This is a genomic window from Sphingomonas sp. Ant H11 (genome assembly GCF_000797515.1).
Lineage (GTDB): Bacteria > Pseudomonadota > Alphaproteobacteria > Sphingomonadales > Sphingomonadaceae > Sphingomonas.
In genome coordinates, this window is sequence record NZ_JSBN01000011.1 from 25,964 (window position 1) to 51,760 (window position 25,797).

Here is a 25,797-nt window from a genome sequence, read left to right on the forward strand (position 1 = left end):
CCCCATGCGCACCCGCCCCGAACTAAAGCCGAAACCTCCAAGGATGGGCGACGCACGCCCGCTGGTCCTGATCGTCGATGATTCGGCGGTGGCCCGCGCGGTGATTGCGCGCGCGGTCGAGACTGACGGGCATTTTCTGGTTGCGGGAGCGGTTTCGAGTGCCGCGGTTGCGTTGGAGTTTCTCAAGCGGACCCGTGTCGACGGCATCGTGCTCGATCTTGAAATGCCGGGTGTCTCCGGCTTGGCAGCCTTGCCGGGGCTGATCGCCGCCGGTCAGGGGGCCAAGGTGCTGATCGTCTCGTCTGCGGCCAGCGAAGGAGCTGCGGCGACGATCGAGGCGCTGGCGCTTGGGGCGGCGGACACGTTGGTCAAGCCCGATATCGGTGAGTTCGCTGGTCGTTTCTCGGTCGCGATCAACGAGAAATTGACCCGCTTGTTAGCGAGCGACGATGCGCAGGCTATGCCCGCTCGGTCGGGCGCTGGAGCCGCAGAAGCGGGCCTTGCTCCGGGTTTTGACATTGTCGCGATCGGGGCATCGACCGGCGGCATTCATGCGCTCAGCCTGTTGCTGCGCGAGGTTCCGAAGGACCTTACCCTGCCAATTTTGATTACGCAGCATTTGCCTGAATCGTTCATGCCGTATTTCGCAGCCCAGATCGCGGTGCTGGCCAATCGCCCGTGTGACGTCGCGACCGATTGTATGCGGATTCGACCCGGGCGGATCATCGTCGCTCCTGGAAACGCCCATATCAGGGTGGTCAGCACTGGCGACGGCGGTGCAATCCGCTTGACCAGCGATCCCGCCAAAAGCGGGTGTATGCCTTCGGTCGATCCGATGTTTGAAAGCCTGGGGGAGGTCTATGGTCCGCGTGTACTGGGCGTCGTGTTGAGCGGTATGGGGCGCGATGGGAGCGATGGCGCACGGACCATTCGGACCCGCGGCGGAACCATCGTGGTGCAGGATCGCGAGAGTTCGGTGGTCTGGGGGATGCCGGGGGCGATTGCCAATGCCGGGGGTGCCAGCGCGGTGTTGCCGCCCGTGGAAATCGGTCGCCTGATTGCCGCGCGGCGGCGTCCGGCATGAGCTTGCCCAACCTCGATCTTGGCACCCCGCGCGGGCTGCTGCCGCGCGCCTCCTCGAAAGGCGCGATGGGCGTGCTGACCGCGATTCTCGAAGCGCGCACCGGTCAGCAACTCGCCGCCAATCGCGAATGGCGAGTGGAGACGGTGTTGAAGCCCGTTCTGCGCGATCTCGGCCTGGAGACGCTCGACGCGCTCGCCAGTGCGGCGCAACAATCACCCGCGATCGGTGACCGCGTCGCCGATGCGCTGCTCAATCAGGAAAGCTCCTTTTTTCGCGATGCCGCCGTGTTCGATATGGTTGCCGATGCGGTCGATAGTATCCGCGCGACCAAGCCGAGCAGACGCCCGCGGATATGGTCGGCGGGCTGCTCCTTTGGGCAGGAGCCGCTATCGCTCGCGATGTTGTTTGCCGAACGCGAACTTGACGTAGACCATTTGCTGCCGGAAATCATCGCATCCGACGTGTCGGAGGCGGCATTGTCGCGGGCGCGCTGCGGTCGCTATTCGCAATTCGAAATCCAGCGTGGCTTGCCAGTCCGGCGCATGGTGCGCTGGTTCGACGGCGATGGGGTCGACTGGGTTGCCAAGACCGAACTGGTTCGGCGAATCAACTACAGACGCCTCAATCTGGTCAGTGATCCTCCGCCGGTGGGCCGCTTTGACGTAATCCTATGTCGCAATGTTCTGCTCTATCTCACGATCGAATTGCGGCGGAAAATTCTCGATCGGCTGGCAACGGTTATGCGACCAGGCGGGTTGCTGGTGCTCGGAGCTGGCGAAACTGTGATCGGCCAGACAGAAGCGTTCCGGCCTAGCGCGCGCTATCGCGGCCTGTACGAACCAGCGGTGAGCGAAGGCTAATCGACGGTCGGGGTTCCTTACGCGCTGCGTCCGTGCTTAAGCGGTATTTCGGCTCGCGGGGAGGGACCATGACCATCATCGATACGCCGTCGCCCAATTTCGACGAGCGCACGTTGCCCGTCTCGATGATTGTGTTGCACTACACGGGCATGCAGACGGCGCAGGCGGCGATTGACCGGTTGCGCGACCCCGAGGCCAAGGTATCGGCGCACTATCTGATCGCCGAGGACGGCACGATCCTGCGGATGGTGGCGGAGGGCAAGCGCGCTTGGCACGCCGGCAAGTCGCGCTGGCGCGGGATCGAGGACGTCAATTCGGCCAGCATCGGGATCGAGATCGTCAATCCCGGCCATGAATTCGGCTATCGTCCGTTCCTGGAGGAGCAGATCGATGCTCTGTTCCCGTTGGTGGCCGATATCACCGAGCGCCACGGCATCACGCGCGGCAATGTGGTGGGCCATTCCGACATTGCGCCGACACGCAAGCAGGATCCGGGCGAACTGTTCCCCTGGAACCGGCTCGCCAAATTGCGCCTCGCGCTGCCACGCCCGACCAAGAATTTGATGGATCCTCTGTGGAGCGATGCCGGTTTCCTGATCGCACTCGAACGCTTCGGCTATGATGTCAGCGACAAATTGGCGGCGGTGGTTGCCTTTCAGCGCCGTTTTCGCCCGGAATTGCTTGACGGGGTGATCGATGGCGAATGCCGCAGCATCCTCCTCGCGCTGCTGTTGCCAAAGCCGACCGGGGACGAATGAGTTTGTCTTTCGCGCGAGATTCGCGCTAGGGGCAGCTCCAGCCAGAGGGTCGGGCGGCCGCGGGGTGCGTTAAGCACCGCGAGGAAAGTCCGGGCTCCGCGGAACGACGGTGCCGGGTAACGCCCGGCGGGGGCGACCCCAGGGACAGTGCCACAGAGAGCAGACCGCCGATGTCCTTCGCGAGAAGGAACAGGCAAGGGTGAAAGGGTGCGGCAAGAGCGCACCGCGCGCCTGGTAACAGGGGCGGCATGGCAAACCCCACCGGGAGCAAGATCGAATAGGGATGGCATATGGGCCTCGTTCCGGCTCGTCATCCGGGTTGATTGCTTGAGGCGGCGTGCAAACGTCGTCCTAGAGGAATGGTCGCCTAACCTCGCAAGAGGGGGACAGAACCCGGCTTACAGACCCTCTGGCGTTTTTTTTTACGGGTCGCCGTTTTTTCATGGTGGTTTCACAAAAGCGTCATGGCGCTATCGCGCTTCGATGCTTAGATGGCCCGCTATGGCGCGTTCCTCCTCCCGATCAGCCGACTGGGGCTTTCCGCGCTGGCGCGCTTATGGCGAAGCCAGCATGGAAGCGGCGACCGTGCGGCTGTGCGACCGGCATGGCTGCACCGAAAAGGGCGATTGCCCGGCTCCCAAATCCCCCAACAGCCCCGAACGCTGGTATTTCTGCCAGGAACATGCCGGCGAATATAATCGTGGCTGGAACTATTTCGAAGGGCTGAGCGCCGAGGAGGCGGCCGAGCGCGAGCGCGCCGAGACGCAGACCGCCGAGGGCTATACCGCGTCGCGCCACCATCAATGGGCCGGGCCCGGCGACGGCAGCCGTTCGCGCGACGAGATTCGCGCGCTGGAAGTGCTGGAACTCGATGTCGATGCCGATTTCGAGACGGTGCGCGTGGCTTGGCGGCGATTGGCGAAATCGAACCACCCCGATGTCCGCCCCGGCGACAAGGAAGCCGCCGCGCGCTTCCTCGCGATCCAGGCCGCCTATGACGTGCTGAAGGCCGCCGAGGATGCGCGGACGTGGAAGCCGGGCGTTTGAAGACGGTCCGTTCGGACTGGGCCAACACCCTTCTGGTGTGCAAGAAATGTTCGAAGAAGCTGGGCGGCGGGTTCGGCCCCAAGGGGAAGACGCCGCTGGCCAAGGCTTTGCGTTCGGAACTTGGCGTGCGGAAAGGGCGCAAGGGTACGCTTGGCATCGTCGAGGTGAAGTGCCTCGGCATATGCCCGCGTGACAGCGTCACGGTAATCAACGGCGCTGCCCCTGGCGAATGGGCGCTGGTGCGCGCAGGTGTGCCGGTCGCGACCGTGGTGGAGGAACTTGGGCTGAGGCCGGACGGGGGATGATATGACCTGGCACACTTGGTGGTTGTTCGCAGGCGCGGTGTTTCTGCTGTCGGGGACACCGGGTCCGAACATGCTCCACATCCTTTCGCGCAGCGTCGAAATGGGGATGGCGCGCAGCGTAGCGGCGATGACGGGATGCCTCACGGCGGTTGTGGCGGTGCTTTCGGCATCGGCGGCAGGCCTCACCACGCTGCTGCTCGCGCTGCCGGGTGCGTTCGAGGTGCTGCGTTATGCAGGCGTCGCCTATCTCATCTATCTCGGCATCAAGGCGTGGCGGACCGAGGTTGCTCCGCTGGACGTCGGGGATGGGACGCTCCCGCCCATAGTCTCGCTCGCAGGGCTATTTCGCGGCGGCTTTGCCATCGGCATCAGCAATCCCAAGCTGATCCTGTTTGCGGCGGCCTTTCTGCCGCAGTTCGTAACCCCGACGCAGCCACAGGTTCCGCAATTCGCGATTCTGGTGGCGACTTTCGCGGTCGTGGAGTCGTTCTGGTATGGCGTTTACGCGCTCGGCGGGCGGTCCCTGTCGCGCTATCTTGGTCGCCCGGCGATCAAGCGCGCCTTCAATCGCCTGACCGGCGTGATCTTCGTCGGTTTTGGGCTGGCGTTGCTGAAAACGAAGCGTCCTGATCTACTCGGCTTGCTGCTCGGTTGCATAACGCGCCGCTGTCTCCTGGATCAGGGCGATCATGTTGGGAATACCCTGGGTGCGGTTGGAGCTGAGTTGCTTGCTCAGGTCGAATGGGGCGAGCGCTTGCGCAATGTTCGTTGCCAGGATTCTGGCGGGCGGCTGGTCCTGCACCGTCAGCAGGACGAGCGCGATGATGCCCTTGGTGATTGCCGCGTTCGAATCCGCCAGGAAATGCAGCGTGCCGTCGCCCTGCACCGTCGGATAGACCCAAACCGAAGCCGAACAGCCACGCACCAGGGTGGCGTCGGTCTTGAGCGGATCCGGCATCGCTTCCAACTCCCGGCCAAGGTCGATCAGCAGACGGTAACGGTCATCCGCTTCGAGGAAGCTGTATTCGGATTCGAGATCGGCGAGGCTTTGCATAATTGGGCTATAGTCTCGCGCAATCGGGTTCGTCACCTCTTCCTTCCCCCCGGGACGGGCCCGGGGGGCTGAGGTCAAAGATCCACGCCCGCAGCAATTGCTTCCAGCTTGCGGATGCGCTCCTTCAGATCGGCGATCTCGATCCGCGCGCTGGCGTTGGGGAGCGTCGGTCCGGCATTGGGCTCGGCAAAGGCGTGGAGCTGCTGGTGCTTGAAGGCGAGCCACCCGCGCCAGCCGGTCAGCGCCGTGCCGCTCAGGATGGCGATGCCGACGAGCCCGGCGGTGGCCATGGTGATGTAGAAGGTCGGGTCGGTCATCATCCCTACTCCTGGAAAGACGGACATTATGGGCGGTCGCGGAGCTTCTCGATCTCGCGATCGAGGCGGGCACCGCTGTCATTGTTGTCGGTGGCGAGGCGTTCGAGGACGGCAAGGCGGTCCTTCATCGCCCTCAGTTCATCGCGCAGGCGCTGGTTCTCGGCCTGGCTTGCGGCATCGTCGCGGAAGTGGACATCCTCGCCATGCTTGGTGCGGACCACGCCGTAGCGTGCCTGAAGCACGCGGCCGATGGTAATGACGACAATGATCGCGACGACCATTTCAAACGGGTTCATGGTGGAAACTCCCTGTTTCTCGTGGTGGGCGGAAGCCTCAGCCCGCGTCTGCGGCGGTTTCACGAAGGCGGCGGCGGCGCGGGCGGTCGATGCTTTCGGTCGCCCAGCAACATCCCGCCGTGATGACGGCGAGCACGGTGAAAAAGATGATCATGATAGCCTCTGGTCAGATCGGGGAGGAAAGGGTTGCTGTTCAGTTGAGCGGTGTGTCGCGGAGTTGTTCGATCTCGTGCGAGAGATCGACACCGCGATCGGTGATGATGCGTTCCAGCACGCGGACGCGCTGTTCGAGCCGTTCGCTCTGCGCGGCATATTGCGCGGCTTTTTTCTGCGACCATCGTCGCTTCGAGCTGCATCCGGCGTTCTTTGTGGGCGAGCAAGGGGCGGACGATGGTGCCACCGATCACAGCGACGAGGGCAACGCAGATCCCCAGGATCGGGATAAGAAAGACAAACTGGAAGCCCATAGCGGTATCCTCCGTTGGAGCAGCGGGATCAGTTGGTTTCGATCCGCAATTGTTCGATTTCGCGTGCGGTGCGGACGGCGGGATCAATCGTGATCCGTTCGAGCACCGCGAGACGCTGCCGTAGGGCGTCGAGTTCTAGCATGCGGCGGTCGTCCTCTTCGCGCTGGAGCGTCTTGTTCCGCGCGATATCCGGATCGGCTGCCGAGAGGGCTTGCCGGACCTTGCTGCGGGCGAAGGCCTGGATGGCGAGGATGCCGGTCACGCCTAGGATCAGGCCGAAGAAGAAAGCGGGTACGGATGGCATGGCCTGTTCTCCTCGGTTCAGCGCAGCGCGTCGATTTCGCGCGAGACGCGCTCGGCGGGATCGGTGGCGATGCGTTCGAGGACGGCAAGGCGTTCCTCCAGGCGGCTGATCTGGCCGTGCAGCTTCTCGTTTTCCGCGACCAGCAACTCGGTCTGCCGGGTGGTGCTGAGTTCGCCTTCACGACCGATGAGTCGGCCCTTCTTGGTTTCGATCGGATAGCCGTGCTTGGCGCGGACCCAGTTGTTGAAGGCCCAGGCGATCGGGCCGATGGTGATCGCCGCGATCGGAACCAGAATTCCTAGAGAATTGCTCATTGTCATTACCCCTGTTTGACGACGCCCGGATCAGATCAGCGCAGGCTGTCGATCTCGTCGGCGAGGCGGCTGTTGCGGCTGGTGTACATCATTTCGATGTCGGCCAGGCGACGGTCGATGTCGCGGAATTTGCTGCGGACTTCGGCGGTCGAGCGGGTCGGGTTGGTGCGCACGCCCTGCCAGAACTTCGCATCTTCGGCGCTGTCATAGAGGCCGAGCGGCTTCTTTTCGGCGACGCAGGCGATGACGATATAGGCGAGCAGCGTCCATCCGCTGGTGGCGAAGGTCAACAGGGCGGTGCCCACGCGGACCCAGGTGACGTCGATGCCGGTGTAATCGGCGATCCCCGAGCAGACGCCCAGCCATTTGCTGTTCTGTTTGTCGAGGTAGAATTTGGTGCGGCTGGCGGACATTTCAGTTCCTCCGGGTGATGTCGTAGTTGGGGGGTGTCGGCTCGGCGAGCGGCATGCTCGCGCGCCATTCGGGGTGGTCGGCGGCGATGATCCGTTCGACCGTACCGAGGCGATCTTCGAGGCGGCGGGCGAGCGAGTAGAGCTCATCGAGCAGCTTCTCGTCTTCATTGGTGATCTTGGGGGCCTGCTTCCACTTGGTGATGTAGTGCAGGATGATCCACGGCATCCCGATGAAGATCGCGGGAATGACGATGATGGGGACCAATATGTCGCTCATCTCAGACATCCTTGCCGAAGCGGGCCTTCATCGCGGCGAGTTCGGCTTCCACCTTGTCGCTCGATTTCAGCTCGGCGATCTCCTCCTCGAGCGTCTTGGGCGGCTGGCCCATGCCCATCACATCGGCGCGGCCCTCGGCCAGATCCACGCGGCGCTCCATGATTTCGAAGCGGCTGAATGCGTCCTGGATCTTGGGGCCAGCATACATTTCGCGCAGCTTGAAACGGTTCTGCGCGCTTTCGAGCCGGGTTGCGATCGAGTTCTGGCGGGTGCGCGCTTCACGCAGCTTGCCGGTCAGCTTGGCGATGTCTTCCTCCGAGGCATGCAACGCTTCGTCGAGTACTGCGATTTCGCGACCCAGCTGGTCGGCCATGTCGGCGGCTTTCTGCTTTTCGACCAGGGCGGCCTTGGCAAGGTCCTCGCGGCCCTTGGACAGCGCGAGCTCGGCCTTTTCGGTCCAGCTTTCCTGCAAGCTGCCAAGCTTGCTGATGTGGCGACGCATTTCCTTCTGGTCGGCGATGGTGCGCGCAGCGGAGGCGCGGACCTCGACCAGCGTTTCCTCCATTTCCAGGATGATCATGCGGATCATCTTGGCGGGGTCTTCGGCCTTGTCGAGCAGGTCGGTGAAGTTGGCGGCGATGATATCGCGGGTTCGGCTGAAGATGCCCATGATGTAACTCCTTCGAGGGGTACGCTGTACTGGTGTGAAGAGGGTGTGCCGGGGCGGATGTGAGGGCACCGCCCCGGCATCGCCTTACCCGTGGGGCTGGGCGGCGATCTGGGTGGGGGCGGCGGTGGCGGGGCCAACGGTGCCGACCAGGGTGACCGAACCGATCAGAACCGTCGCGACCAGGGCGACGAGGATCTGGGGAAGCGAGTTGCCCGATTTATATTCGCTGTTCATTGAAAGTCTCCTGAAGCTTGAAATCGTGGTGCCCGGTGGGGCGATGCCAATAGCTTTGCAGGGAGCGTGCCAGTTTCAAAAATGGCGGATTTCCGCGCCTTTCTGGGAGATGAACGAAAATCGGACTTGCCAAGCTTGGGATTTTACGCCAAGCCTTGGGAATGGAACGGACAACGCACGTCATTGGTCAATCGGGCGCGTTCCTGGATGCGCTGGAACTCGCCAGCCGCGCCGCGGCGCTCGACCGCCCGGTGCTGGTGATCGGCGAGCGCGGCACCGGTAAGGAGTTGGTCGCCGAGCGCCTCCACCGCCTTTCGCCGCGCTGGGACCAGCCGCTCGTCATCATGAATTGTGCGGCACTGCCCGAGACGCTGATCGAGGCAGAACTGTTCGGCCATGAAGCAGGCGCGTTCACGGGTGCCACCAAGGCGCGGGCAGGGCGGTTCGAGGAGGCGCATCGCGGGACCTTGTTTCTCGACGAACTCGGCACGCTGTCGATGGCGGCGCAGGACCGGTTGTTGCGCGCGGTCGAATATGGCGAAGTCACGCGCATCGGATCGTCTCGGCCGATGCGCGTCGATGTGCGGATCGTCGCGGCGACCAACGAACATTTGCCCGACAAGGTCGCGCGGCATCAGTTCCGCGCCGATCTGCTCGACCGGCTGAGTTTCGAGGTGGTGACGCTGCCGCCGCTGCGTGCGCGCGTCGGCGACGTGCTGGTGCTGGCCGAGCATTTCGGGCGGCGCATGGCCTCCGAACTCGGGCGCGAGGATTGGCCGGGCTTCACCAAGGCGGCGCAGGCGGCTTTGGTCGCCTATCAATGGCCGGGCAATGTCCGCGAATTGCGCAACGTGGTGGAGCGTGCGGTGTATCGCTGGGACGAGGACAGCCCGATCGATGCGATTCAGTTCGACCCGTTCCAGTCGCCGCATCGCCCGCCGACGGTGCAGCCCCCGGCCGAGCCCGTGTCCGATACCCCACCACCCGCTGCGCCGCAGCCTCCAAGTAACCCGGACACGCCGATGGATTACAAGGCACGGCTGGCGCGGTTCGAGCGCGAAATGCTGCAATCGGCCCTGGCCGAGAATCGCTTTAACCAGCGTGCGACTGCCGACGCGCTGGGGCTCAGTTACGACCAGCTCCGCCACGCGCTGAAGCGCCACGGATTGATTTCAGGTGCGAATGCGGAATCGGTTGCGTAACGAGCCGCGCGGACCCATTTGCCGGGCCTGACGTTAGCGTCTCGCGAGCTTTTCAAGGAGAAGACCCATGGCTTTCGAACTTCCCCCATTGCCCTACGCTTATGATGCGCTGGAGCCGACCATCAGCGAAGAGACGATGAAGTATCACCACGACAAGCATCACGCGGCGTATACCGCGAAGCTGAACGAGGGTGTTGCGGCCGATCCGAAGCTTGAAGGCAAGACGATCGAAGAGATTTTCGACATCATCTCGACGCTGCCGCCGCTGGTGCGCAACAATGGTGGTGGCTTCTGGAACCATGATTTCTTCTGGAAGATCATGGCCCCGGCCGGCACCACCCAGCCGTCGGGCGCGCTCGCCGAGGCGATCGAAGCCTATGGCGGCCTCGACAAGCTCAAGGAAGATTTCAACGGCAAGGGTGCGGGCCAGTTCGGTTCGGGCTGGGCGTGGGTGATCAAGGATGCGAGCGGCGCGCTGAAGGTCGTATCGACCCCCAATCAGGACAATCCGCTGATGGACGATGCCAAGGACAAGGGCACGCCGATCCTCGCCAATGACGTGTGGGAACACGCCTATTACCTGACCTACAAGAACGATCGCCCCGGCTATCTGAAGGCGTGGTGGAATGTGGTAAACTGGGACGAAGCGGGCAAGCGGTTCGACGCCGCCTGAATCGCACGTTTCGGATGATGCGATTGCACAATATGCAATCGTAAAATCGTATATTGCAGTTGCGCAAGTGTCTGCTGCACTGCACAAAGAAGGTGCCTTTCAGGCATCCTCTCCTAAAACTTTCCCGGCCGGTCGCGAGACCGGCCTTTTTTTTTGTTTGAGCGCCTGCTATACTCGTTCGTGCTGTCGTAGCGCCGTATCAGAACAAAAACGCGGAAGAGGTAGGCCGCCGGAAAGACCGGCACCGGCGACACGATCGTGCGGGGGATTGAGCAGGGTCTGCTCTCCCCCGCGATTGGCACGCCTAACGGCGGTTGCAATTATTCCTGTGGCGGGATCGGTGGTTCGTTGTTCACGCTAAAGCCGTGCTTCATCAGCATCGGCACGTTCGCAAATGCAAAAATCAGCGTCAGCGGAATGACGCCCCACAGCTTGAAACCAAGCCAGAAGGTGTAGCTGAATTCGTGCCGGACGACTTCGTTGAGCACGGCGAGGAACGCGAAAAAGATCGCCCAGTTGATCGTCAGCTTCCGCCAGCCGGTCTCGGTCAGGCCCGGATAGGCGGCCTCAAGGAACAGACTCAGCAATGGTCGCCCGGTTACCAGTCCGAACACGAGGATCGCCGACAGCATCGCATAGATCACGGTCGGCTTGATCTGGATGAAATCCTTATTGTGGAAATACAGCGTCAGCCCGCCGAACACGAGCACCAGCGTGCCGGTCAGCCAAAGCATCGGCGAGATGCGTCCGGCGCGGACCAGGGAATAAATCATGGCGGCGATGCTCGCGATCATGAAGGCTGCGGTGCCGGCGATCAGTTTGACCATGTCCAGCCCTGGCGTCAGGAAATTGACGAGGAAGAAGATCGCGATCGGGCCAATGTCGATGGCGAGGCGCTGGCCCGCGCGAGCGGGGCTTTTTTGATGGGGGTGGCGGTCATTTGCGGACCCCTTCCACGCCCGCGATGATCCGCGCAACTTCATTCGCATCGAACGGGCGCAGATCGCCCATGCCTTCGCCCACGCCGATCGCGTGGATCGGCAGGCCGTATTTCTCCGCCGCCGCCACCAGCATGCCGCCGCGCGCAGTGCCGTCGAGCTTGGTCATGACGAGGCCGGTGACCCCGGCGCTTTCTTTGAACACCTCGATCTGGTTGAGCGCGTTCTGTCCGGTAGTGGCATCGAGCACGAGCAGCACGTCATGGGGGCTGTCGACGTTGAGGCGGCCGAGCACGCGGCGGATCTTGGACAGTTCGTCCATCAGCTCGCGCTTGTTCTGCAGGCGACCGGCGGTGTCGACGATCAGCACGTCGATGCCGGTGGCGGTGGCTTGCTTGACCGCTTCATAAACGATCCCCGCCGCATCGCCGCCTTCCTTGCCGCTGATGATCGGCACGCCCGCGCGCTCGGCCCAGGTGGCGAGCTGGCCGATCGCGGCGGCGCGGAAGGTGTCGCCCGCCGCTAGCATGACGCCATAATCCTGCTCCTTCAGCCAATGCGCGAGCTTGGCGATGGTCGTCGTCTTGCCCGAGCCGTTGACCCCGATGACGAGGATGACGTGCGGACGCGGGAAGCCGGTGATCTCGAGCGGCGTGGCGACGGTATCGAGCACCTTCTCGATTTCCTCGGCGACGACCAGGCGAATGCCCAGTTCTTCCATGCCGCGCTCGAAGGTGCCCACGGACAAGCGCTGGCGGATGCGGGCGGCGGTTTCGGGGCCGAGATCGGAGGCGATCAGCGCTTCCTCGATCTCGTCGAGCGTTGCTTTGTCGAGTGGCCCGGTGCCGAGTCCGGCAAGGTTGCCGATCAGCCGATCCGAGGTGCGTTTGAATCCGCCGAGGAGTTTTTCGTGCCAGGATGTCATGCGGGGATTCCGGTGAGGGTTTTGCCGTCGGTGGCGAGGATATGGATGGCGGATATATTTCCGGCCGTTCGTGCAGCCCCCTCTACCGTTCGTGCTGAGCTTGTCGAAGCACTGCTCGCTGCGGAGAACGCGGCTTGTGGTGAAGCCTGCCCTTCGACAGGCTCAGGGCGAACGGGGGGGGAGGGGGAAGCGCACCTCGGCAAAGCCGGGCGTATGCCCGCGATCGCCGGGCCGTTCGACCAGAACGTCTTGCTTCCTGCCGACCAAAGTCTGCAGCCACGCCGCCTTGCGCTGCGCGCCTGCCTCGCGCAGCAGCGCCGCCCGGGCCTTGCGGACCGGCACCGGCACGGCGGGCATACGTGCCGCAGGTGTGCCGTCGCGCTCGGAATAGGGAAAAATATGCGCGTGGACGATGTCGCAATCGTCGATCAACGCCAGCGTCTCGGCGAACAGCGCATCATCCTCGGTCGGGAAACCCGCGATCAGATCGGCCCCGATCGCAATGTCGGGCCGCGCGGCCTTCAACCGCTCGACCAGCCCGACGCTTTGCGCGCGACTATGGCGGCGCTTCATCCGCTTCAGGATCAGGTCGCTGCCCGCCTGGAGCGAGAGGTGGACATGCGGCATCATCCGCTTTTCCTGCGTCAGCAGCGCGAACAGCCGGTCGTCGATCTCGATCCCGTCGAGCGACGACAGCCGCAGCCGTTCGAGCGCGGGGACACGGTGCAGGATGCGCTCGACCAATTGCCCGAGCGTGGGCGCACCGGGCAAATCGGGACCATAGCTGGTGAGGTCGACTCCGGTCAGCACCACTTCGCGATGCCCTGCCTCGGCCAAAGCGGCGATGCGATCGATCGCAGCTCCGGCGGGGACCGAGCGGCTGTTGCCGCGCCCCTGGGGGATCACGCAGAAGGTGCAGCGATGGTCGCAGCCATTCTGCACCTCGACAAAGGCGCGGGCGTGCGCGCTGAAGGCGGGGGCGAGGTGGGGTGCGGTTTCGCGGACCCGTGCAATATCGCCGACCAGCACCGGTTCTGGCGCGGCCCAGGCGTCTCCTGAAAGCTTTTCGGCATTGCCGAGCACACGGTCGACCTCGGGCATCGCAGCAAAGGCGGTAGGGTCGATCTGCGCCGCGCACCCGGTGACGACGATCTCGGCACCCGGTCGGTCGGCGCGGGCGCGGCGGATCGCTTTGCGCGTTTCGGCAACGGCGGTATTGGTGACCGCGCAACTGTTGATGACGACCAGGTCCCGCCCAGCCGTGAGCGCGCGGATCGCTTCGCTCTCGGCGATGTTCAGGCGGCAGCCAAGGCTGATGATCTGGGGACCGGGCATTGCGGGCGATCTAGGAGCGGATGCGGGCGAAGTCCATGCACCGCCCCGCTCGACGATGGTGACAACGTCAGCTCGCCCGGCGGTGTTCCTCTGCCGGTTGGAAGGCCGGATCGGTCGTCACCACCTGCAACAGCCGCCGCTCGGCCAACAGCCGCCGGGTAACGGCGATGCTGGTCGGACGGCCGTAGAAATACCCCTGGCCCTTGGCGCAGCCCAGCGCGCGCAGCCGTTCCTCGATGCTCGCATCCTCTATGCCCTCGGCGGTGATCGGCAGGTTGAGGCTCTCGCCCAGCCGCGTGATTGCGGTGACGATCGCCGCGCTTTCGCTATTCTCGTTGATCGACATGATGAAGCTCTTGTCGATCTTGATCTGGTCGAAGGGCAGCGCGCGCAGATGCGCGAGCGAGGAATAGCCCGTGCCGAAATCATCAAGTGCGAGGCGCACGCCCTGGTTCTTGAGGCTCCCCACGATCGATTGCGCCAGCGCGAGGTTATGAAACAATGACGTCTCGGTGATCTCGATTTCCAGCCGACTGGCCGGGAAGCCGGTTTCGGTCAGCACCTTGATGATCTTCTGTGCGAGCCACGCATCCTTCAACTGCCACGGCGAAATGTTCACCGACAGCGACAGGCTGGCGTCCCAGTCCTTGGCGGCGAGGAAGGCCTGGCGCATCACCGACAGCGACAGATCGGCGATCATGCCGGTTTCCTCGGCAATCGGGATAAAGGCGTCGGGGCCGATCAGCCCGCGCGTCGGATGGTCCCAGCGCGCCAGCACTTCGAAACCGCTCAGTCGTCCGGTCGCCAGGTGAATCTGCTGCTCGAAATAGGGCACGATTTCAGCGCGCGGGATGGCGCTGCGCAGGCCCACTTCCAGATCGTTGCGGACCTGCAACTCGCGCTCCATCGACTGGTCGAACCAGGCGAAGCGATTGCGCCCGGAATTCTTGGCCGAATACATCGCGATGTCGGCGGCGCGCATCAGCGCATCGATGCTGGTGCAATCGAAGTCCGAACGCGCGATGCCCACCGATACCGAGATGTGCAGCTGCAATCCGCCGGCCTGGAACGGCTGCGCCAGACGGCTGACGAGCTTTTCGGCGATGCGTTCGACGGTGGATGGGTCGGTGGGGTCGAATAGGAAGGCGCAGGCGAATTCGTCGCCGCCGAAGCGCGCGGTCAGCGCAACGCTGGGCATCGCTTCGGCAATTTGCACGGCGACTTGCTGCAAGAGGGCATCGCCCGTTGCGTGGCCGTGCATGTCGTTGACGGTCTTGAAATGGTCGAGGTCGAGCATCAGCAACGCCATCGCTTTATGGCGGGCCTGTGCCCGGACGAACATGGCCGCCCCTTCCTCGGCCAGGCTGCGGCGGTTGAGGAAGCCCGTCAGCGGATCCTTGGAGGCGAGCAGTTGCGCACGTTCCTCGGCAGCGGTCCGTATCGCCACTTCATGCGCCAACTCGCGGTGGCGACGCCACCCGAACAGGATCAGCGCGACGTTGAGCAGCAAGGCGATGACGAGTGTCTGGTCGGGGCCGGGGCCATCGTTGAAATAGCGTTGGATCGTCGACGATAGCGCTGCACTGCCGGTGCCGACGAACAACAGAATCGCCGCCACCGTGATCGCGCCGTTCAGGATGTCGTGGCGTTCGGCGGGCACCCGTGTGCCCTGCTCGCTCGTTTCGCCAACCCTCGACTCGGCCATCATGCTGTCTTTCGCCCCAACGCTTTCCCGGTTCGTGTCCATCCCACGCTACCCGTGTAGATCGTGTTAAGCCGGATGGTTGCGCAATTGCTTGTGTTGCGGTAGGGGCAACCTCAATCGCTCCTGTTCAGGTGCGTGAAGGCTGCCCCACGGGGCTACGCCGGTCGACGAGGTTTCGTCCGCCGGCGTTCTTTGCGTTACTGGGCAAAAGCGACTTTTGAGAAGGGTTTGTTCGGATGTTCGAGAGCCTGAGCGACCGTCTTGGCGGTGTGTTCGATCGGTTGCGGGGGCGCGGTGCGCTGACCGACGCCGACGTGCGCGCGGCGATGCGCGAAGTGCGCGTGGCCTTGCTCGAAGCCGACGTCGCTTTGCCGGTGGCGCGCGATTTCGTCGATAAGGTCACCGAACAGGCGGTCGGCCAGAACGTGCTGCGCTCGGTCACACCCGGCCAGCAAGTCGTCAAGATCGTCAACGACGCGCTGGTCGAGATGCTCGGGGCCGAAGCGGCGGACCTCGAACTCGACGTGACGCCGCCCGCGATCGTGATGATGGTCGGTCTGCAAGGCTCGGGCAAGACCACGACGACTGCGAAGATCGCGCTGCGCCTCGCCAAGAAGCAAGGCAAGAAGGTGTTGATGGCGTCGCTCGACGTCAATCGCCCGAATGCGCAGGAGCAGTTGGCCGTGCTCGGCACGCAGGCCGAAGTGTCGACCCTGCCGATCGTCGCCGGGCAGCAGCCGGTCGACATCGCCCGGCGTGCGCTGCAGGCGGCGAAGCTGCAGAGCTATGACGTCCTGATGCTCGACACGGCAGGGCGTCTGCATGTCGACCAGGCGCTGATGGACGAAATGCGCGCGGTCGCCGAAGTGACCAAGCCGACCGAAATCCTGCTCGTGGTCGATGCGCTGACCGGGCAGGATGCGGTCAACGTCGCCAAGAACTTCTCCGATCAGGTCGCGCTGACCGGCGTCGTGCTGACCCGCATGGACGGCGATGCGCGTGGTGGTGCGGCGCTGTCGATGCGTGCCGTCACCGGCAAGCCGATCAAGTTCGCCGGCATGGGCGAAAAGCTCGAAGCGCTGGAAGCGTTCGACCCCAAGCGCGTTGCCGGGCGGATCCTTGGCATGGGCGACGTGGTCGGCCTGGTCGAGCGTGCGGCCGAAGCGATCCAGGTCGAAGATGCCGAGAAGATGGCGGCCAAGCTCGCCAAGGGCTTGTTCGACATGGACGATCTGCGCGCGCAGCTTGCGCAGATGCAGCGCATGGGCGGCATCGGCGCGCTGGCGGGTATGATCCCCGGCATGAAGAAGGCGCAGGCGCAAGTCGACCAGGTCGGCGGCGAAAAGGTACTGGTGCGGATGGACGCGATCATCACCTCGATGACGCCGAAGGAGCGCCGCAAGCCGGAACTGCTCAACGCCAAGCGCAAGATCCGTATCGCCAAGGGTTCCGGCACCACGGTGCAGGACGTCAACAAGCTCATCAAGATGCATCAGGAAATGGCGAATGCCATGAAGAAGATCAAAAAGATGGGCGGCTTGGCCGGCATGGCCAAGATGTTCGGCGGTGGCGGCGGTCTTGGTGGGCTGGGCGGTGCGCTGGGCGGCGGGATCGATCCGGCGAAGATGCTCAGCGGCGGCGGTGGCGGCCTTCCTGGCCTCGGCGGCGGCCAGACCAAGCTTCCTCCCGGCTTCGAGAATTTGCTCAAGAAGAAATAAGTTCAACCCAATCAACGTATTAAAAGAAGAAGGTACAGAAAATGGCAGTCAGCATTCGTCTCTCGCGCGGTGGTTCCAAGAAGCGCCCTTACTATCGCATCGTCGTTGCCGATGCGCGCAACCCGCGCGACGGCAAGTTCATCGAGAAGATCGGCACCTACAACCCGTTGCTCGCCAAGGACGACGAGAAGCGCATCGTGCTCGACACCGAGCGTGCGAACTATTGGCTGGGCGTTGGCGCGCAGCCGACCGACCGCGTTGCGCGTTTCCTCGACGTGACCGGCGTGCGCGAGCGTGCAGCCCGCAACAACCCGAACAAGGGCAAGCCCGGCGAAAAGGCGACCGAGCGCCTGGAAGAGCGCCAGAAGAAGCTGGACGATGCCGAGGCCGCCAAGGTCGCCGCTGCTGCCGCTGAGGAAGAGGCCAAGGCCGCTGCCGCAGCTGCTGAAGCCGAAGCTGTCATGGCCGCTGAGGTAGAAGCCGCAACCGAAACCCCGACCCCGGAAGCCGAAGCCGTCGCCGAGGCAACCGCTGAAGAAACCCCGGCGAACGGCTGATGCGACCCGATTCCCCCGTCACGCTCGCCGTCATCATCGGCGCGCACGGTGTGACGGGGGAAGTCCGTCTCAAGGTCTTCACCGAGGACCTGAGCAGCTACAAGGTGTTCAATGGTGGCGCACTGACGCTGAAGTCCGTGCGCCACGGCAGCAATGGCGCGATCGCCCGCATTGCCGAAGTGACCGACCGCAACGCCGCCGAGGCGTTGCGCGGCACCGAACTGACCGTACCGCGCTCGGCGTTGCCGCCGCTGGAGCCGGGCGAATATTATCATGCCGATCTGTTGGGGCTGCCTGTCGTCTCGCTGGAAGGCGAGGCGCTGGGGCAGGTCGTCGCGATCGATGATTTCGGCGCGGGCGACGTGATCGAAGTCGAACGGCCCGACAAGAAGCGCTTCATGGTCCCGATGAACGCCGATGCCGTACCCGAGTGGAATGCGGAGCGCCTCGTCGTTGACACTGCCTTCGTGGTCTAGTATATACGTAACGTGTATACGGAGGCTGCGATGCCGGACGACGAATATAAGGGTACCACATTCAAGTCGGGCAATTCGGTCGCGTTGCGGCTGCCCAAGGGGATGGGCATTCCCGAAGGCACCGAAGTGCGTATGGTCAAGGAGGCGCCGATGTCGTTTCGCGTAGAACCCGTCGACGCGCCCCGGCGGACGATCGACATTAGCGGTTTCGCGGGCAAGGCACCCGGCGCACGCTTAATTCCGCATGGCGATTTCGATGAGCGGCCCAGCACGATCGCAAAGCGACTTGCAGCGCGCGACGCGTGACGCGCTATCTCATTGATGCCGACATGGCGATCTACACGATGTCGGAGCGATTTTCGGCAGTGAACGATCGCTTGGCGACGTGCTTTCCGGGCGAGGTGGCGATCTCCGCGATCAGTTTCGCGGAGATCGCCGTCGGCACCTTTGTTGGAAAGCCGCCGTCACCGGAAGTTCTGGCGAGTTTTGTCGCGGTGATCCCGATTCTTTCCTTCGACGACGCTGCGGCGCGCGAATATGCGCGGCTGCCCTTCAAACGCGCCCGTTTCGACCGTTTGCTCGCCGCGCATGCGCTGAGCCTGGGCGCGACCATCGTCACCAATAACGAAGCCGATTTCGCCGATGTGCCGGGCCTGCGCGTCGAGACTGGTCGGTCAGCGCCTGATCGGGCGGCGTTCGTCGAGCAGGTTGCGAATGGTGGTTGCGGCGACACCGGCTTCGCCCATGGCATGGCTGATTTGATCGAGCCCTTTCACCACATCGCCCGCGGCGAACAAGCCCGGGATCGAGGTGCGTTGATGATCGTCGACTTCGAGGCAGCCATCGGCGGTCGCCCGCGCGCCGGCCGCAACGGCGAGGCTGGAGCGGATCGTCGACCCCAGTGCCGGATAGACGCTGTCGAAGCGTAGCGCACCGCCCGGCGTGGTGACCTCGATCGCGTCCCCGGCAGTGCGGATTGGTGTGCAGGGGCCATCGACATGAACGATGCCAGCGTCTTCCAGTTTGGCGCGGCAGGTCGCGTCGAGCTCATGCGCGGCACCGGGCGCAATCAAGGTCACGTCGCGGGTGAAGCCGCGCAGGAACAGCGCTTCCTTCATTCCGTGGTCGCCAGTGCCGATCACGCCGACGCGCTTGTCGGTGACTTCATAGCCGTCGCAGATCGGGCAATAGCGCAGCAGCCCGCGGGCCAGCGCTTCGTCATGCACATCCCCCGCCATGTCCGGTCGGTGGTTGACCACGCCGGTAGCCAGCAGGACCGAGCGGGCCGGATACCGGTGATCGCCCACGCGCACGTCGAACGTGTCGCCCGTCGGAACGATTTCGGTGACTTCCGCCTGTTCGCGCGTCGCGCCGAATTCCTCGGCTTGCTCCAGCATCAAGCGCAGTAACTCGGTGCCTTTCACCCCGCCGGGATAACCGGCATGGTTGTGCGTGCGCGGGATCAGCGCGGCTCGGCTGCTGCCGCAATCGAACATGCGGATGCGCAAATGGAACCGCGCGAGATAGATGGCGGCGGTGAGCCCGGCCGGGCCAGCGCCGATGATGATGCAGTCGTCCACGCGTCTTGCCTTTCGGAGGCGGGCGGGGGAAGGAGCCCAATGCCGTTCGCCGCCACCGTCTTAACGCTTTACCCCGACATGTTTCCCGGGCCGCTTGGCATTTCTCTTGCCGGTCGCGCGCTGGCCGAGGGGCGCTGGAGCCTCGACGCGCGCAACATCCGCGATTTCGCCACCGACAAGCACAGCACCGTCGACGGAACGCCCGCGGGTGGCGGGGCGGGGATGGTGTTGCGCGCCGATGTGCTGGCGGCGGCAATCGACAGCGTGCCCGCTGGCCTTCCGCTGCTCGCCATGACGCCGCGCGGCGCCCCGCTTACCCAGGCGCGCGTGCGTAGCCTGGCGGAAGGGCCGGGCGTCACCATCCTGTGTGGCCGCTTCGAGGGGTTTGACGAACGCATCTTCGCCGCGCGCGACATCGAGGAAGTGTCGATCGGGGATTACATTCTTTCGGGCGGCGAGATGGGGGCGCTGGTGCTGCTCGACGCTTGCATTCGGCTGCTCCCCGGCGTAATGGGCGCGGCTTATAGCGGCGTGGACGAGAGCTTCGAAACGGGGCTTCTCGAATATCCGCAATATACCCGACCATTTGAATGGGAAGGGCGCACGATCCCCGAAGTGTTGCGATCGGGGGATCATGCGAGGATTTCGGCATGGCGAAAGTCGATGGCCGAGACCGAAACACGGCTAAGGCGGCCGGACCTGTGGGAGCGCCATGAGGGTGCTCGGGTCCAGTCGCCCTCTGGCGCGCGACAGACAGACAAGGACGCATGAGATGAATCTCATCCAGACGATCGAAGCCGAGAACATTGCCAAGTTTCTCGAGACCAAGAAGATCCCCGAATTCCGCCCTGGCGATACGCTGAAGGTCGGCGTGAAGGTGGTCGAAGGCGAGCGCACCCGCGTTCAGAATTATGAAGGCGTGTGCATCGCGCGTTCCAACAAGGGCATGGGCTCGAACTTCACCGTGCGGAAAATTTCGTTCGGTGAAGGCGTAGAGCGCGTTTTCCCGCTCTATTCGCCCAACGTCGACAGCATCGAAGTCGTCCGCAAGGGCGCAGTGCGTCGTGCGAAGCTCTATTATCTGCGTGGTCGTACCGGCAAGTCGGCACGCATCGCCGAGCGCCGCGACACCCGTCCGGCCAAGGGCGGCGCTGCCGAGTAATCGGACAGCCGTTAGGCTAACAGAAGGGCGCGGTGGCTTTGGCCTCTGCGCCCTTTTTGTTTGTGCCAGAGCGGCTTGCTATGAACCGATGGCAAAGCGCACCGGTACGGCGGGCGCGAACAGCATCGGCAACGGGGCACCGGCTTGTACCACAATTTGGTCGAGCGGGACGGCATCCGGCGGTGCATCTGCGGCAAAAACCTGGATCAGCCGACGCCCCGAGGTCGGCACCAGCTCTTTCGGGATTGCGAGTGGCGTGCCGCCCATTTCAACCAGCCATTGAGGACGTCCGTAGCGATACGCTCTGGCCGGGTGAACCACCTGCAGGTCAACCGCACCAGCATAGCGCCCGAGAATGAGCGGGTTGTTGCCTTCCAAGAAGACGCTCGGTCGGTTCCCGATGCGCCGCGCAGCTACGGCGTAAGCGGGGCGGGCGGCGGATGCCAAATCTGTTAAACTCGTCTGGTCAATGGTGAGCGGGTCAATGCCGGTCAACCGTTTCAGCCGCGTTGCCATCATATCGGTCGTACTTTGTTGAAAGTTGATCGGGGCTTCCCAGACGTGGCCATATCCAACGTATATCAGTGCTTTTGCACTGGGCTTCGCTGCGAGAATTGCCGCCAAGTTCTCTGCCTGCGCTTGCTCTCGCGGGGCAATGCCGCCCTCTTTCGGGCGTTGCTTGCTGGTTTGCTCGTAACCCACAGGCCGATACCCCAACGCTAAGGCCTCGCGCACAAAGCCCGCAAATACCGGGTCTCGCGTGTAATAACCGGTGCTGATCCGGACGAAACCGTCCTGCCTGAGTTTGTCGATCATCGAGGCGTGGCCGGGTTCCGCCGGCTCGCTATCAAACGTCTCGGCGGCCAGGATCGAGTACCCAAGGGGTTTTAACGCACGTGCCACTTGCAAAGCAAAGGCACGGTCGCGCGGGCTATCATGGGCTTCATTCAAGATAACGATGCTGGTGTCGCGCGCGCGTCGGACGATCTCTTCAATGGCATCGTGTGGAGTGGCCGCCGCCAAGTGCGTTGCCCAACTGGGGTCGGGGGGCGAGCCAGGCTGGGCACGGGCCAGCACGGCTGGGTCGAGTTCATTGGTGAGCATTGGGCTGACCTGTTCCCACATCTGGAACGCGTCTTCGTCACGCACTTTGCCGTCAGGGCCGAAGGCTGCGGCGGCCAAGGCGTCACTGGCCTCGAGATAGCGCCCCTTAGCCAAAGCGGTATCTGCCACATCGGCAGCGGGCGATTGCGGTGGACTCTGCGCGCCGAGGAGCAATGGGGACAAGGCTATAAAAACGAACCGCTTTCCTACCATTATCCGCTCCCAACCTCGGCGATCGAGACTGACGATGTTGCGAGACCAGTCAAGAGAGTGCGCGAATATCGTGGCGGCAAGGCTCAACCGAAGCCATAAATCTTCACGGTGTCGGGGAGGGGCAAAGCCGCCGCATCGGGGTGGTCCAGATGTGCCACGATCGTTTCCAGGATTGAAGCAATCAGCGCGCCATCAGGGTGATGGTCGGCCCCCTGGATCACCACGCTGAAACCAGTGCGTTTGGCGGCGTGTGCGGCCTTGTGGAGTTCTTGCCCCATCGCAGCGGGGATGGTCTGATCGGCGAGGCCGTGGATCAGGAAATAGGGCTCGTCCAGCGTCGGCACCGTGGCAAGATTGTCGTAGCGGTCGCTGACGAACGCGCGCCCGATCTTCGGTACCATCGCGGTCAGGCTGGTGAAGGTGCCAATCGTCACCAGCGCATCCAGCTTTTGCCGTGACGCCAGCCCGAAGGCCACGCCGCCGCCAAGGCTGTGGCCAACGACGATCAGCCGCCCGCCCCCGGCCCGCCGCCGTGCCTCGGCATAAAAGCGTCGGCATCGCGCGCGAGCCCGGGCTCGTCGGCGCGGCCTGGATTGCCCGAATAGCCGCGATATTCCGCTGCTACGACGCCATAGCCCTTGGCGATGGCGGGCGCGAACCAGGCGAGCGTGCTCATCGCGCTGGAGCCGTTGCCGTGGAACACCAGCAGCGTCGGTTTGCCCGGCGCGGCCGCGACCGCAGCTCCGGTGATCGACAGCGCGTCGCTAGTTTGGACCGTGACGCGCTCGGCCCCTGCAGGGAGGACTGCGGTCGCGATTGGTGCGGTTGGCGCGGGATAAATACGGTCGTGGATCGACTGGCTCAGCACCGGGGTTGCCCCGGCAAGAAGCAGGACCGTTAAAACAAGTGCCGCGAAGGCCTTTTGCGCCGACCCGATCCGCCGCATTCGCTACCCCCCCCGCATCCGTTCTCGACCAACGTGTCATGTTTGCACGATACACCGCGATTCGCTATGGTCGGCTGCCGACTATTCCGGGGGGGAAATATGTCCGACGTCACCATGACCACCGCCGCCGAACCCGATGGCGCGCCGCGCATCGCGGTGCTGGACATCCTGCGCGGGGTGGCGATCCTCGGCATCCTGTTCATGAACATCAACGACATGGGGCAGTCGATTTACGCGTCGTTCGACGATATCCGGCATCTCGGCTGGTCGCAGACCGACCGGATCGCCTGGTGGCTGCGCGAAGTGTTCGCCAATGGCACCGCCCGCTGCATGCTGGAAATGCTGTTCGGCGCGGGGATGGTGATCCTGACCGATCGTGTGGCCGATAAAGCCAATGGCTGGGTGGTGATGCGGCGCTATTATGTACGCAATCTCATCCTGTTCGCATTCGGGCTGGTGCATGTCTTCATCCTGTTGTGGCCCGGGGACATCCTCCACACCTATGGGCTGGCCGCGCTGGTCGCGTTCCTGTTCCGGCGGTTGCGCCCGCAATGGCTGATCATGATCGGCCTGACGCTGGCGTTGTTCCAATTGGGGGGGCGGGGGCTATTTCGGCTATTACCTGACGCTGCAGACGCGCGCGCAAGTGGCGGCGATCGAGGCCAAGGTGGCCGCCGGAACCAAGCCGACTGCGGAAGAACGCAAGGTCCTGAAGGACAAGGCCGAGCGGGACAAAAAGCGCGCCGAGGCCCGCGCCAAATCGCACAACGACATCGCCGCCGAAGACAAAGCGCGCAAGGGCACTTTCATCACCTGGGCGCACGCACAATGGGGCTCCTTCCTCGATATCGAGTCGCAGTTCCTCGAGATATTGTTCGTATGGGAAGCGGCGAGCGTCATGCTGATCGGTGCCGCGCTTTATAAGCTCGGCATCCTGCAGGGGCGGCGCTCGCGGCGCTTTTACGTCTGGACCGCACTGATCGCTTATGCCGTCGGCATCACGCTGCGGGTCATCGGCGCGTCCGAACAGATGGAATTCGGCAATGGTCCCTATACCTTCTGGGCGAGCTATGAGTTTGCGCGGCAGGCGATGACGCTGGGGCATGTCGCGCTGATCAACCTGCTCGTCAGCAGCGCCGTCGGGGCGCGGCTGTTGCGCCCGTTCGTCGCGGCCGGGCGGACGGCGCTGTCGATCTATATCGCGCAGACGCTGATCTGCCTGTGGGTGCTGTACCCGCCATTCATGCTCGGCCTGTACGGCAAGATGACATGGGGACCGCTGATGGTAACGGCCTTCCTCATCAATGCGGCGTTGCTGATCGGCGCCAATGTGTGGGTGCGGCATTTCGACATTGCGCCGGTCGAATGGGCGTGGCGTTCGCTGGTGGAGCGCCGCGTGCTGCCATGGCGCAAGCGGGCGCGGGTGGGGCCGCAGGTGGAGGGAAGCCCGGCGCTCGCTTGAGCGAGGCGGATCGCGTCGTGGCCAGCAGGGCATGCCGGACTGCGTCCGCCACGCCCTGCCGTTTTTGGATCAGGTCGTCGAGATCGTGCCGATCAAGCCAACCACGCCACCGCGCGCGTCATTCACGGTCGAGGTAAAGCGATACCCGCCCTCGGCGAAATCGACCCGCACCTTGCGCGTATCGTACATCTCGCGGAACAGCGTTTCGAGATTGGGTTTCTGCCCGGTCATCAAGCGCATGTTGGTGCCGTTATCGTTGACATACGGCACGGCGTAGAGATGCGCGGCGGAGAAAGGGCTGTTCAGCGATGTGAACAGCATTACCCCCTCGCTGCCGCGCAGGCCGAAATTGCGATCGGCGAAATAGATCCCGCCGAACACGACATTGTCGGGATCGTTCGGTTCGAAGAAGAAGCGTTGGCGGATCTGCACGATTGGTGAATCGAGATCGCCGCTGGCGTGATCCTGCATGAAATTCTCCATGTGCCCGTGCGCGACATAGAGGTTCCCACCCGTGCCGCCCTCGACTCCGGCGCGCCAATTGGTGACGACGAGATCTTCCGCCGTGTCGTTGAACACCAGCGCCAGCACCTTTTTGGGGTTTTCGAGGAATAGATAGAGCAGGAATGCGACCAGCACGATCACGATGATGGTGATCGCGGTCTTCATGCCCAGCGTGGTGATGCCCGTGCGCAGCGCATTGAGGAAGGTCGCCCCGCCGCGCCAGGCGGTCCAGGTCAATTTGGCCATCGCCACGCCGATGCTGAACAGGCTACTCGCGCCGATCTCGATGGCGAGCTGGCCCGGCGTCTTGGCGTTCTGCATCGCTTCGAGCCGTTTGGACAGACCATAGACATAATCGGTCACTTCCTGTCCGCGATAGCCGCGGACAATTTCGAAATTATGCTGGGTCAGGCTGATATTCGGTTCGATCTCGGTGGGCTCTTCGGCCAGAGCAGCGGTGATCAGCGTGTTGTCTTCATGCGATGCGAGCTCGATGCCCTCGGCGCGGTGATACTCATCGATTCCCGAGAGTGTCGCCTCCAACAGCTTTGCGATCATCTTGCGGCGGCGTTGTTCGACGGTCAGTGCTTCGTTGCCGGCGATTCCGGCCAGGTCGATGCCCAGGCGCGCCTTGAAGCCGTCCATGATTTCGAGCGCGGCGTCGCGCGGGGACAGGCTGCTTGTTTCCAACGGCATTACTATTCTCCTGAAAGGCGAAGGGTGAATGGTGTCTTGGTTGGTGCAGCGCGCGTTGCCCCGTCAGTTTAGCGGGCACCGCGCAAAGTGCAGGCCGAAGTTGATCCTTAACGACGGCAAGGGGGCGTTCGGCGCGATCGACGCATCCGCAGCCGAGCAAATTCTCGTTGCAATCCGGACGCGATGCCGCACCGCGCGCTT

General features: G+C 63.6%; 33 protein-coding genes, 1 other RNA gene and 3 pseudogenes. 18 read left to right on the forward strand and 19 right to left on the reverse strand.

The window, feature by feature from the left end:
* The first annotated feature begins 4 nt into the window (after positions 1-4).
* From NW75_RS03525 to NW75_RS03550, 7 genes and pseudogenes are all read left to right on the forward strand, one after another.
* On the forward strand, positions 5-1,084 hold the full coding sequence (locus tag NW75_RS03525) for a chemotaxis protein CheB (protein ID WP_052192128.1): 1,080 nt from the start codon (positions 5-7) through the stop codon (positions 1,082-1,084).
* A 65-nt stretch (positions 1,085-1,149) separates the two neighbouring features.
* Positions 1,150-1,944, forward strand: a complete 795-nt coding sequence (locus NW75_RS03530) for a CheR family methyltransferase (RefSeq protein ID WP_033963857.1) — start codon at positions 1,150-1,152, stop codon at positions 1,942-1,944.
* Between the two features lie 68 nt (positions 1,945-2,012).
* On the forward strand, positions 2,013-2,702 hold the full coding sequence (locus NW75_RS03535; RefSeq protein ID WP_033963791.1) for an N-acetylmuramoyl-L-alanine amidase: 690 nt from the start codon (positions 2,013-2,015) through the stop codon (positions 2,700-2,702).
* A gap of 41 nt (positions 2,703-2,743) precedes the next feature.
* An RNA gene (rnpB, locus tag NW75_RS22680) (RNase P RNA component class A) lies at positions 2,744-3,119 on the forward strand.
* Positions 3,120-3,203: 84 nt separating this feature from the next.
* On the forward strand, positions 3,204-3,749 hold the full coding sequence (locus NW75_RS03540) for a J domain-containing protein (protein ID WP_033963792.1): 546 nt from the start codon (positions 3,204-3,206) through the stop codon (positions 3,747-3,749).
* Complete coding sequence (locus tag NW75_RS03545; RefSeq protein ID WP_033963859.1) at positions 3,746-4,054, forward strand: hypothetical protein; 309 nt, start codon at positions 3,746-3,748, stop codon at positions 4,052-4,054. Before NW75_RS03540 ends, NW75_RS03545 begins: the two co-directional genes overlap by 4 nt.
* A 1-nt stretch (position 4,055) precedes the next feature.
* A pseudogene (locus tag NW75_RS03550) lies at positions 4,056-4,676 on the forward strand (LysE family translocator); the annotation flags it as partial.
* 9 nt (positions 4,677-4,685) lie between these two features.
* Here the strand turns inward: NW75_RS03550 and NW75_RS23435 are convergent.
* The 10 genes and pseudogenes from NW75_RS23435 to NW75_RS24245 form a co-directional block, all read right to left on the reverse strand.
* Complete coding sequence (locus NW75_RS23435) at positions 4,686-5,108, reverse strand: SufE family protein (protein WP_081988609.1); 423 nt, start codon at positions 5,106-5,108, stop codon at positions 4,686-4,688.
* A gap of 74 nt (positions 5,109-5,182) precedes the next feature.
* Positions 5,183-5,425, reverse strand: a complete 243-nt coding sequence (locus tag NW75_RS03555) for a hypothetical protein (RefSeq protein WP_033963863.1) — start codon at positions 5,423-5,425, stop codon at positions 5,183-5,185.
* A gap of 26 nt (positions 5,426-5,451) precedes the next feature.
* Complete coding sequence (locus tag NW75_RS03560) at positions 5,452-5,721, reverse strand: hypothetical protein (RefSeq protein ID WP_033963793.1); 270 nt, start codon at positions 5,719-5,721, stop codon at positions 5,452-5,454.
* Positions 5,722-5,914: 193 nt separating this feature from the next.
* A pseudogene (locus tag NW75_RS03565) lies at positions 5,915-6,188 on the reverse strand (hypothetical protein).
* Positions 6,189-6,216: 28 nt separating this feature from the next.
* Positions 6,217-6,492 (reverse strand): hypothetical protein, encoded by a 276-nt coding sequence (locus NW75_RS03570; protein ID WP_126846282.1) that lies wholly within the window; start codon positions 6,490-6,492, stop codon positions 6,217-6,219.
* Positions 6,493-6,509: 17 nt separating this feature from the next.
* Entirely contained in the window at positions 6,510-6,806 is a 297-nt protein-coding gene (locus tag NW75_RS03575) for a hypothetical protein (protein WP_033963796.1), read from the reverse strand.
* A 35-nt stretch (positions 6,807-6,841) separates the two neighbouring features.
* The gene (pspC, locus tag NW75_RS03580) at positions 6,842-7,219 is read right to left on the reverse strand and encodes an envelope stress response membrane protein PspC (protein ID WP_010402906.1); all 378 of its coding nucleotides are present in this window, start codon (positions 7,217-7,219) and stop codon (positions 6,842-6,844) included.
* A gap of 1 nt (position 7,220) precedes the next feature.
* Entirely contained in the window at positions 7,221-7,496 is a 276-nt protein-coding gene (gene pspB / locus NW75_RS03585) for an envelope stress response membrane protein PspB (RefSeq protein WP_033963798.1), read from the reverse strand.
* A 1-nt stretch (position 7,497) separates the two neighbouring features.
* The gene (gene pspA / locus NW75_RS03590; RefSeq protein ID WP_033963800.1) at positions 7,498-8,166 is read right to left on the reverse strand and encodes a phage shock protein PspA; all 669 of its coding nucleotides are present in this window, start codon (positions 8,164-8,166) and stop codon (positions 7,498-7,500) included.
* Between the two features lie 84 nt (positions 8,167-8,250).
* Positions 8,251-8,400 carry a hypothetical protein gene (locus tag NW75_RS24245; RefSeq protein WP_156142953.1) on the reverse strand — a complete coding sequence of 50 codons (150 nt, stop codon included), beginning with the start codon at positions 8,398-8,400 and terminating at the stop codon, positions 8,251-8,253.
* 161 nt (positions 8,401-8,561) lie between these two features.
* Here NW75_RS24245 and pspF point away from each other — a divergent pair, with 161 nt between their 5' ends.
* The gene (gene pspF / locus NW75_RS03595; protein WP_033963802.1) at positions 8,562-9,602 is read left to right on the forward strand and encodes a phage shock protein operon transcriptional activator; all 1,041 of its coding nucleotides are present in this window, start codon (positions 8,562-8,564) and stop codon (positions 9,600-9,602) included.
* A gap of 67 nt (positions 9,603-9,669) precedes the next feature.
* Positions 9,670-10,275, forward strand: coding sequence for a superoxide dismutase (locus NW75_RS03600; protein ID WP_033963803.1), 606 nt, complete (start codon positions 9,670-9,672; stop codon positions 10,273-10,275).
* A 320-nt stretch (positions 10,276-10,595) separates the two neighbouring features.
* On the opposite strand, the gene NW75_RS03605 is transcribed toward NW75_RS03600, so the two are convergent.
* The 4 genes from NW75_RS03605 to NW75_RS03620 form a co-directional block, all read right to left on the reverse strand.
* On the reverse strand, positions 10,596-11,258 hold the full coding sequence (locus NW75_RS03605; protein WP_231564924.1) for an inner membrane-spanning protein YciB: 663 nt from the start codon (positions 11,256-11,258) through the stop codon (positions 10,596-10,598).
* Entirely contained in the window at positions 11,212-12,138 is a 927-nt protein-coding gene (gene ftsY, locus NW75_RS03610) for a signal recognition particle-docking protein FtsY (protein ID WP_033963804.1), read from the reverse strand. The genes NW75_RS03605 and ftsY overlap by 47 nt, the downstream gene beginning before the upstream one ends.
* A 162-nt stretch (positions 12,139-12,300) precedes the next feature.
* Positions 12,301-13,473: a tRNA (N(6)-L-threonylcarbamoyladenosine(37)-C(2))-methylthiotransferase MtaB gene (mtaB, locus tag NW75_RS03615; protein WP_052192130.1), complete on the reverse strand. Its 1,173-nt coding sequence runs from the start codon at positions 13,471-13,473 to the stop codon at positions 12,301-12,303.
* Between the two features lie 67 nt (positions 13,474-13,540).
* Positions 13,541-15,181 carry a putative bifunctional diguanylate cyclase/phosphodiesterase gene (locus NW75_RS03620; protein WP_033963865.1) on the reverse strand — a complete coding sequence of 547 codons (1,641 nt, stop codon included), beginning with the start codon at positions 15,179-15,181 and terminating at the stop codon, positions 13,541-13,543.
* Between the two features lie 233 nt (positions 15,182-15,414).
* Here NW75_RS03620 and ffh point away from each other — a divergent pair, with 233 nt between their 5' ends.
* From ffh to NW75_RS23440, 5 genes and pseudogenes are all read left to right on the forward strand, one after another.
* Positions 15,415-16,896, forward strand: coding sequence for a signal recognition particle protein (ffh, locus tag NW75_RS03625; protein ID WP_033963805.1), 1,482 nt, complete (start codon positions 15,415-15,417; stop codon positions 16,894-16,896).
* Between the two features lie 41 nt (positions 16,897-16,937).
* Positions 16,938-17,453, forward strand: coding sequence for a 30S ribosomal protein S16 (rpsP, locus tag NW75_RS03630; protein WP_010402889.1), 516 nt, complete (start codon positions 16,938-16,940; stop codon positions 17,451-17,453).
* Positions 17,453-17,929: a ribosome maturation factor RimM gene (gene rimM / locus NW75_RS03635; protein WP_033963807.1), complete on the forward strand. Its 477-nt coding sequence runs from the start codon at positions 17,453-17,455 to the stop codon at positions 17,927-17,929. Before rpsP ends, rimM begins: the two co-directional genes overlap by 1 nt.
* A 30-nt stretch (positions 17,930-17,959) precedes the next feature.
* Positions 17,960-18,235 (forward strand): AbrB/MazE/SpoVT family DNA-binding domain-containing protein, encoded by a 276-nt coding sequence (locus tag NW75_RS03640; protein ID WP_033963866.1) that lies wholly within the window; start codon positions 17,960-17,962, stop codon positions 18,233-18,235.
* 38 nt (positions 18,236-18,273) lie between these two features.
* Positions 18,274-18,522, forward strand: a pseudogene (locus NW75_RS23440) (type II toxin-antitoxin system VapC family toxin); the annotation flags it as partial.
* A gap of 81 nt (positions 18,523-18,603) precedes the next feature.
* Here the strand turns inward: NW75_RS23440 and NW75_RS03650 are convergent.
* Complete coding sequence (locus NW75_RS03650) at positions 18,604-19,509, reverse strand: NAD(P)/FAD-dependent oxidoreductase (protein ID WP_033963809.1); 906 nt, start codon at positions 19,507-19,509, stop codon at positions 18,604-18,606.
* 39 nt (positions 19,510-19,548) lie between these two features.
* Here NW75_RS03650 and trmD point away from each other — a divergent pair, with 39 nt between their 5' ends.
* Both trmD and rplS read left to right on the forward strand, forming a co-directional pair.
* Entirely contained in the window at positions 19,549-20,280 is a 732-nt protein-coding gene (trmD, locus tag NW75_RS03655) for a tRNA (guanosine(37)-N1)-methyltransferase TrmD (protein ID WP_033963810.1), read from the forward strand.
* A gap of 1 nt (position 20,281) precedes the next feature.
* The gene (rplS, locus tag NW75_RS03660; RefSeq protein ID WP_010402880.1) at positions 20,282-20,671 is read left to right on the forward strand and encodes a 50S ribosomal protein L19; all 390 of its coding nucleotides are present in this window, start codon (positions 20,282-20,284) and stop codon (positions 20,669-20,671) included.
* Positions 20,672-20,749: 78 nt separating this feature from the next.
* Here rplS and NW75_RS22675 read toward each other — a convergent pair whose 3' ends face one another.
* From NW75_RS22675 to NW75_RS25790, 3 genes are read right to left on the reverse strand one after another with little or no spacing between them, the layout of a single operon-like run.
* Positions 20,750-22,075 carry a hypothetical protein gene (locus NW75_RS22675; RefSeq protein ID WP_137902285.1) on the reverse strand — a complete coding sequence of 442 codons (1,326 nt, stop codon included), beginning with the start codon at positions 22,073-22,075 and terminating at the stop codon, positions 20,750-20,752.
* Complete coding sequence (locus NW75_RS25785) at positions 22,072-22,602, reverse strand: alpha/beta hydrolase (protein WP_231564928.1); 531 nt, start codon at positions 22,600-22,602, stop codon at positions 22,072-22,074. Before NW75_RS25785 ends, NW75_RS22675 begins: the two co-directional genes overlap by 4 nt.
* A complete protein-coding gene (locus NW75_RS25790; RefSeq protein WP_231564925.1) occupies positions 22,494-22,934 on the reverse strand; it encodes a hypothetical protein in 441 nt (146 codons plus the stop codon). The genes NW75_RS25785 and NW75_RS25790 overlap by 109 nt, the downstream gene beginning before the upstream one ends.
* Positions 22,935-23,033: 99 nt before the next feature.
* On the opposite strand from NW75_RS25790, the gene NW75_RS25795 reads away from it, so the two are divergent.
* Entirely contained in the window at positions 23,034-23,858 is an 825-nt protein-coding gene (locus NW75_RS25795) for a DUF418 domain-containing protein (protein WP_231564926.1), read from the forward strand.
* Positions 23,833-24,396 (forward strand): DUF418 domain-containing protein, encoded by a 564-nt coding sequence (locus NW75_RS25800; RefSeq protein WP_231564927.1) that lies wholly within the window; start codon positions 23,833-23,835, stop codon positions 24,394-24,396. Before NW75_RS25795 ends, NW75_RS25800 begins: the two co-directional genes overlap by 26 nt.
* Before the next feature lie 69 nt (positions 24,397-24,465).
* Here NW75_RS25800 and NW75_RS03680 read toward each other — a convergent pair whose 3' ends face one another.
* Positions 24,466-25,596, reverse strand: a complete 1,131-nt coding sequence (locus NW75_RS03680; protein ID WP_033963811.1) for a hypothetical protein — start codon at positions 25,594-25,596, stop codon at positions 24,466-24,468.
* Between the last annotated feature and the right edge of the window lie 201 nt (positions 25,597-25,797).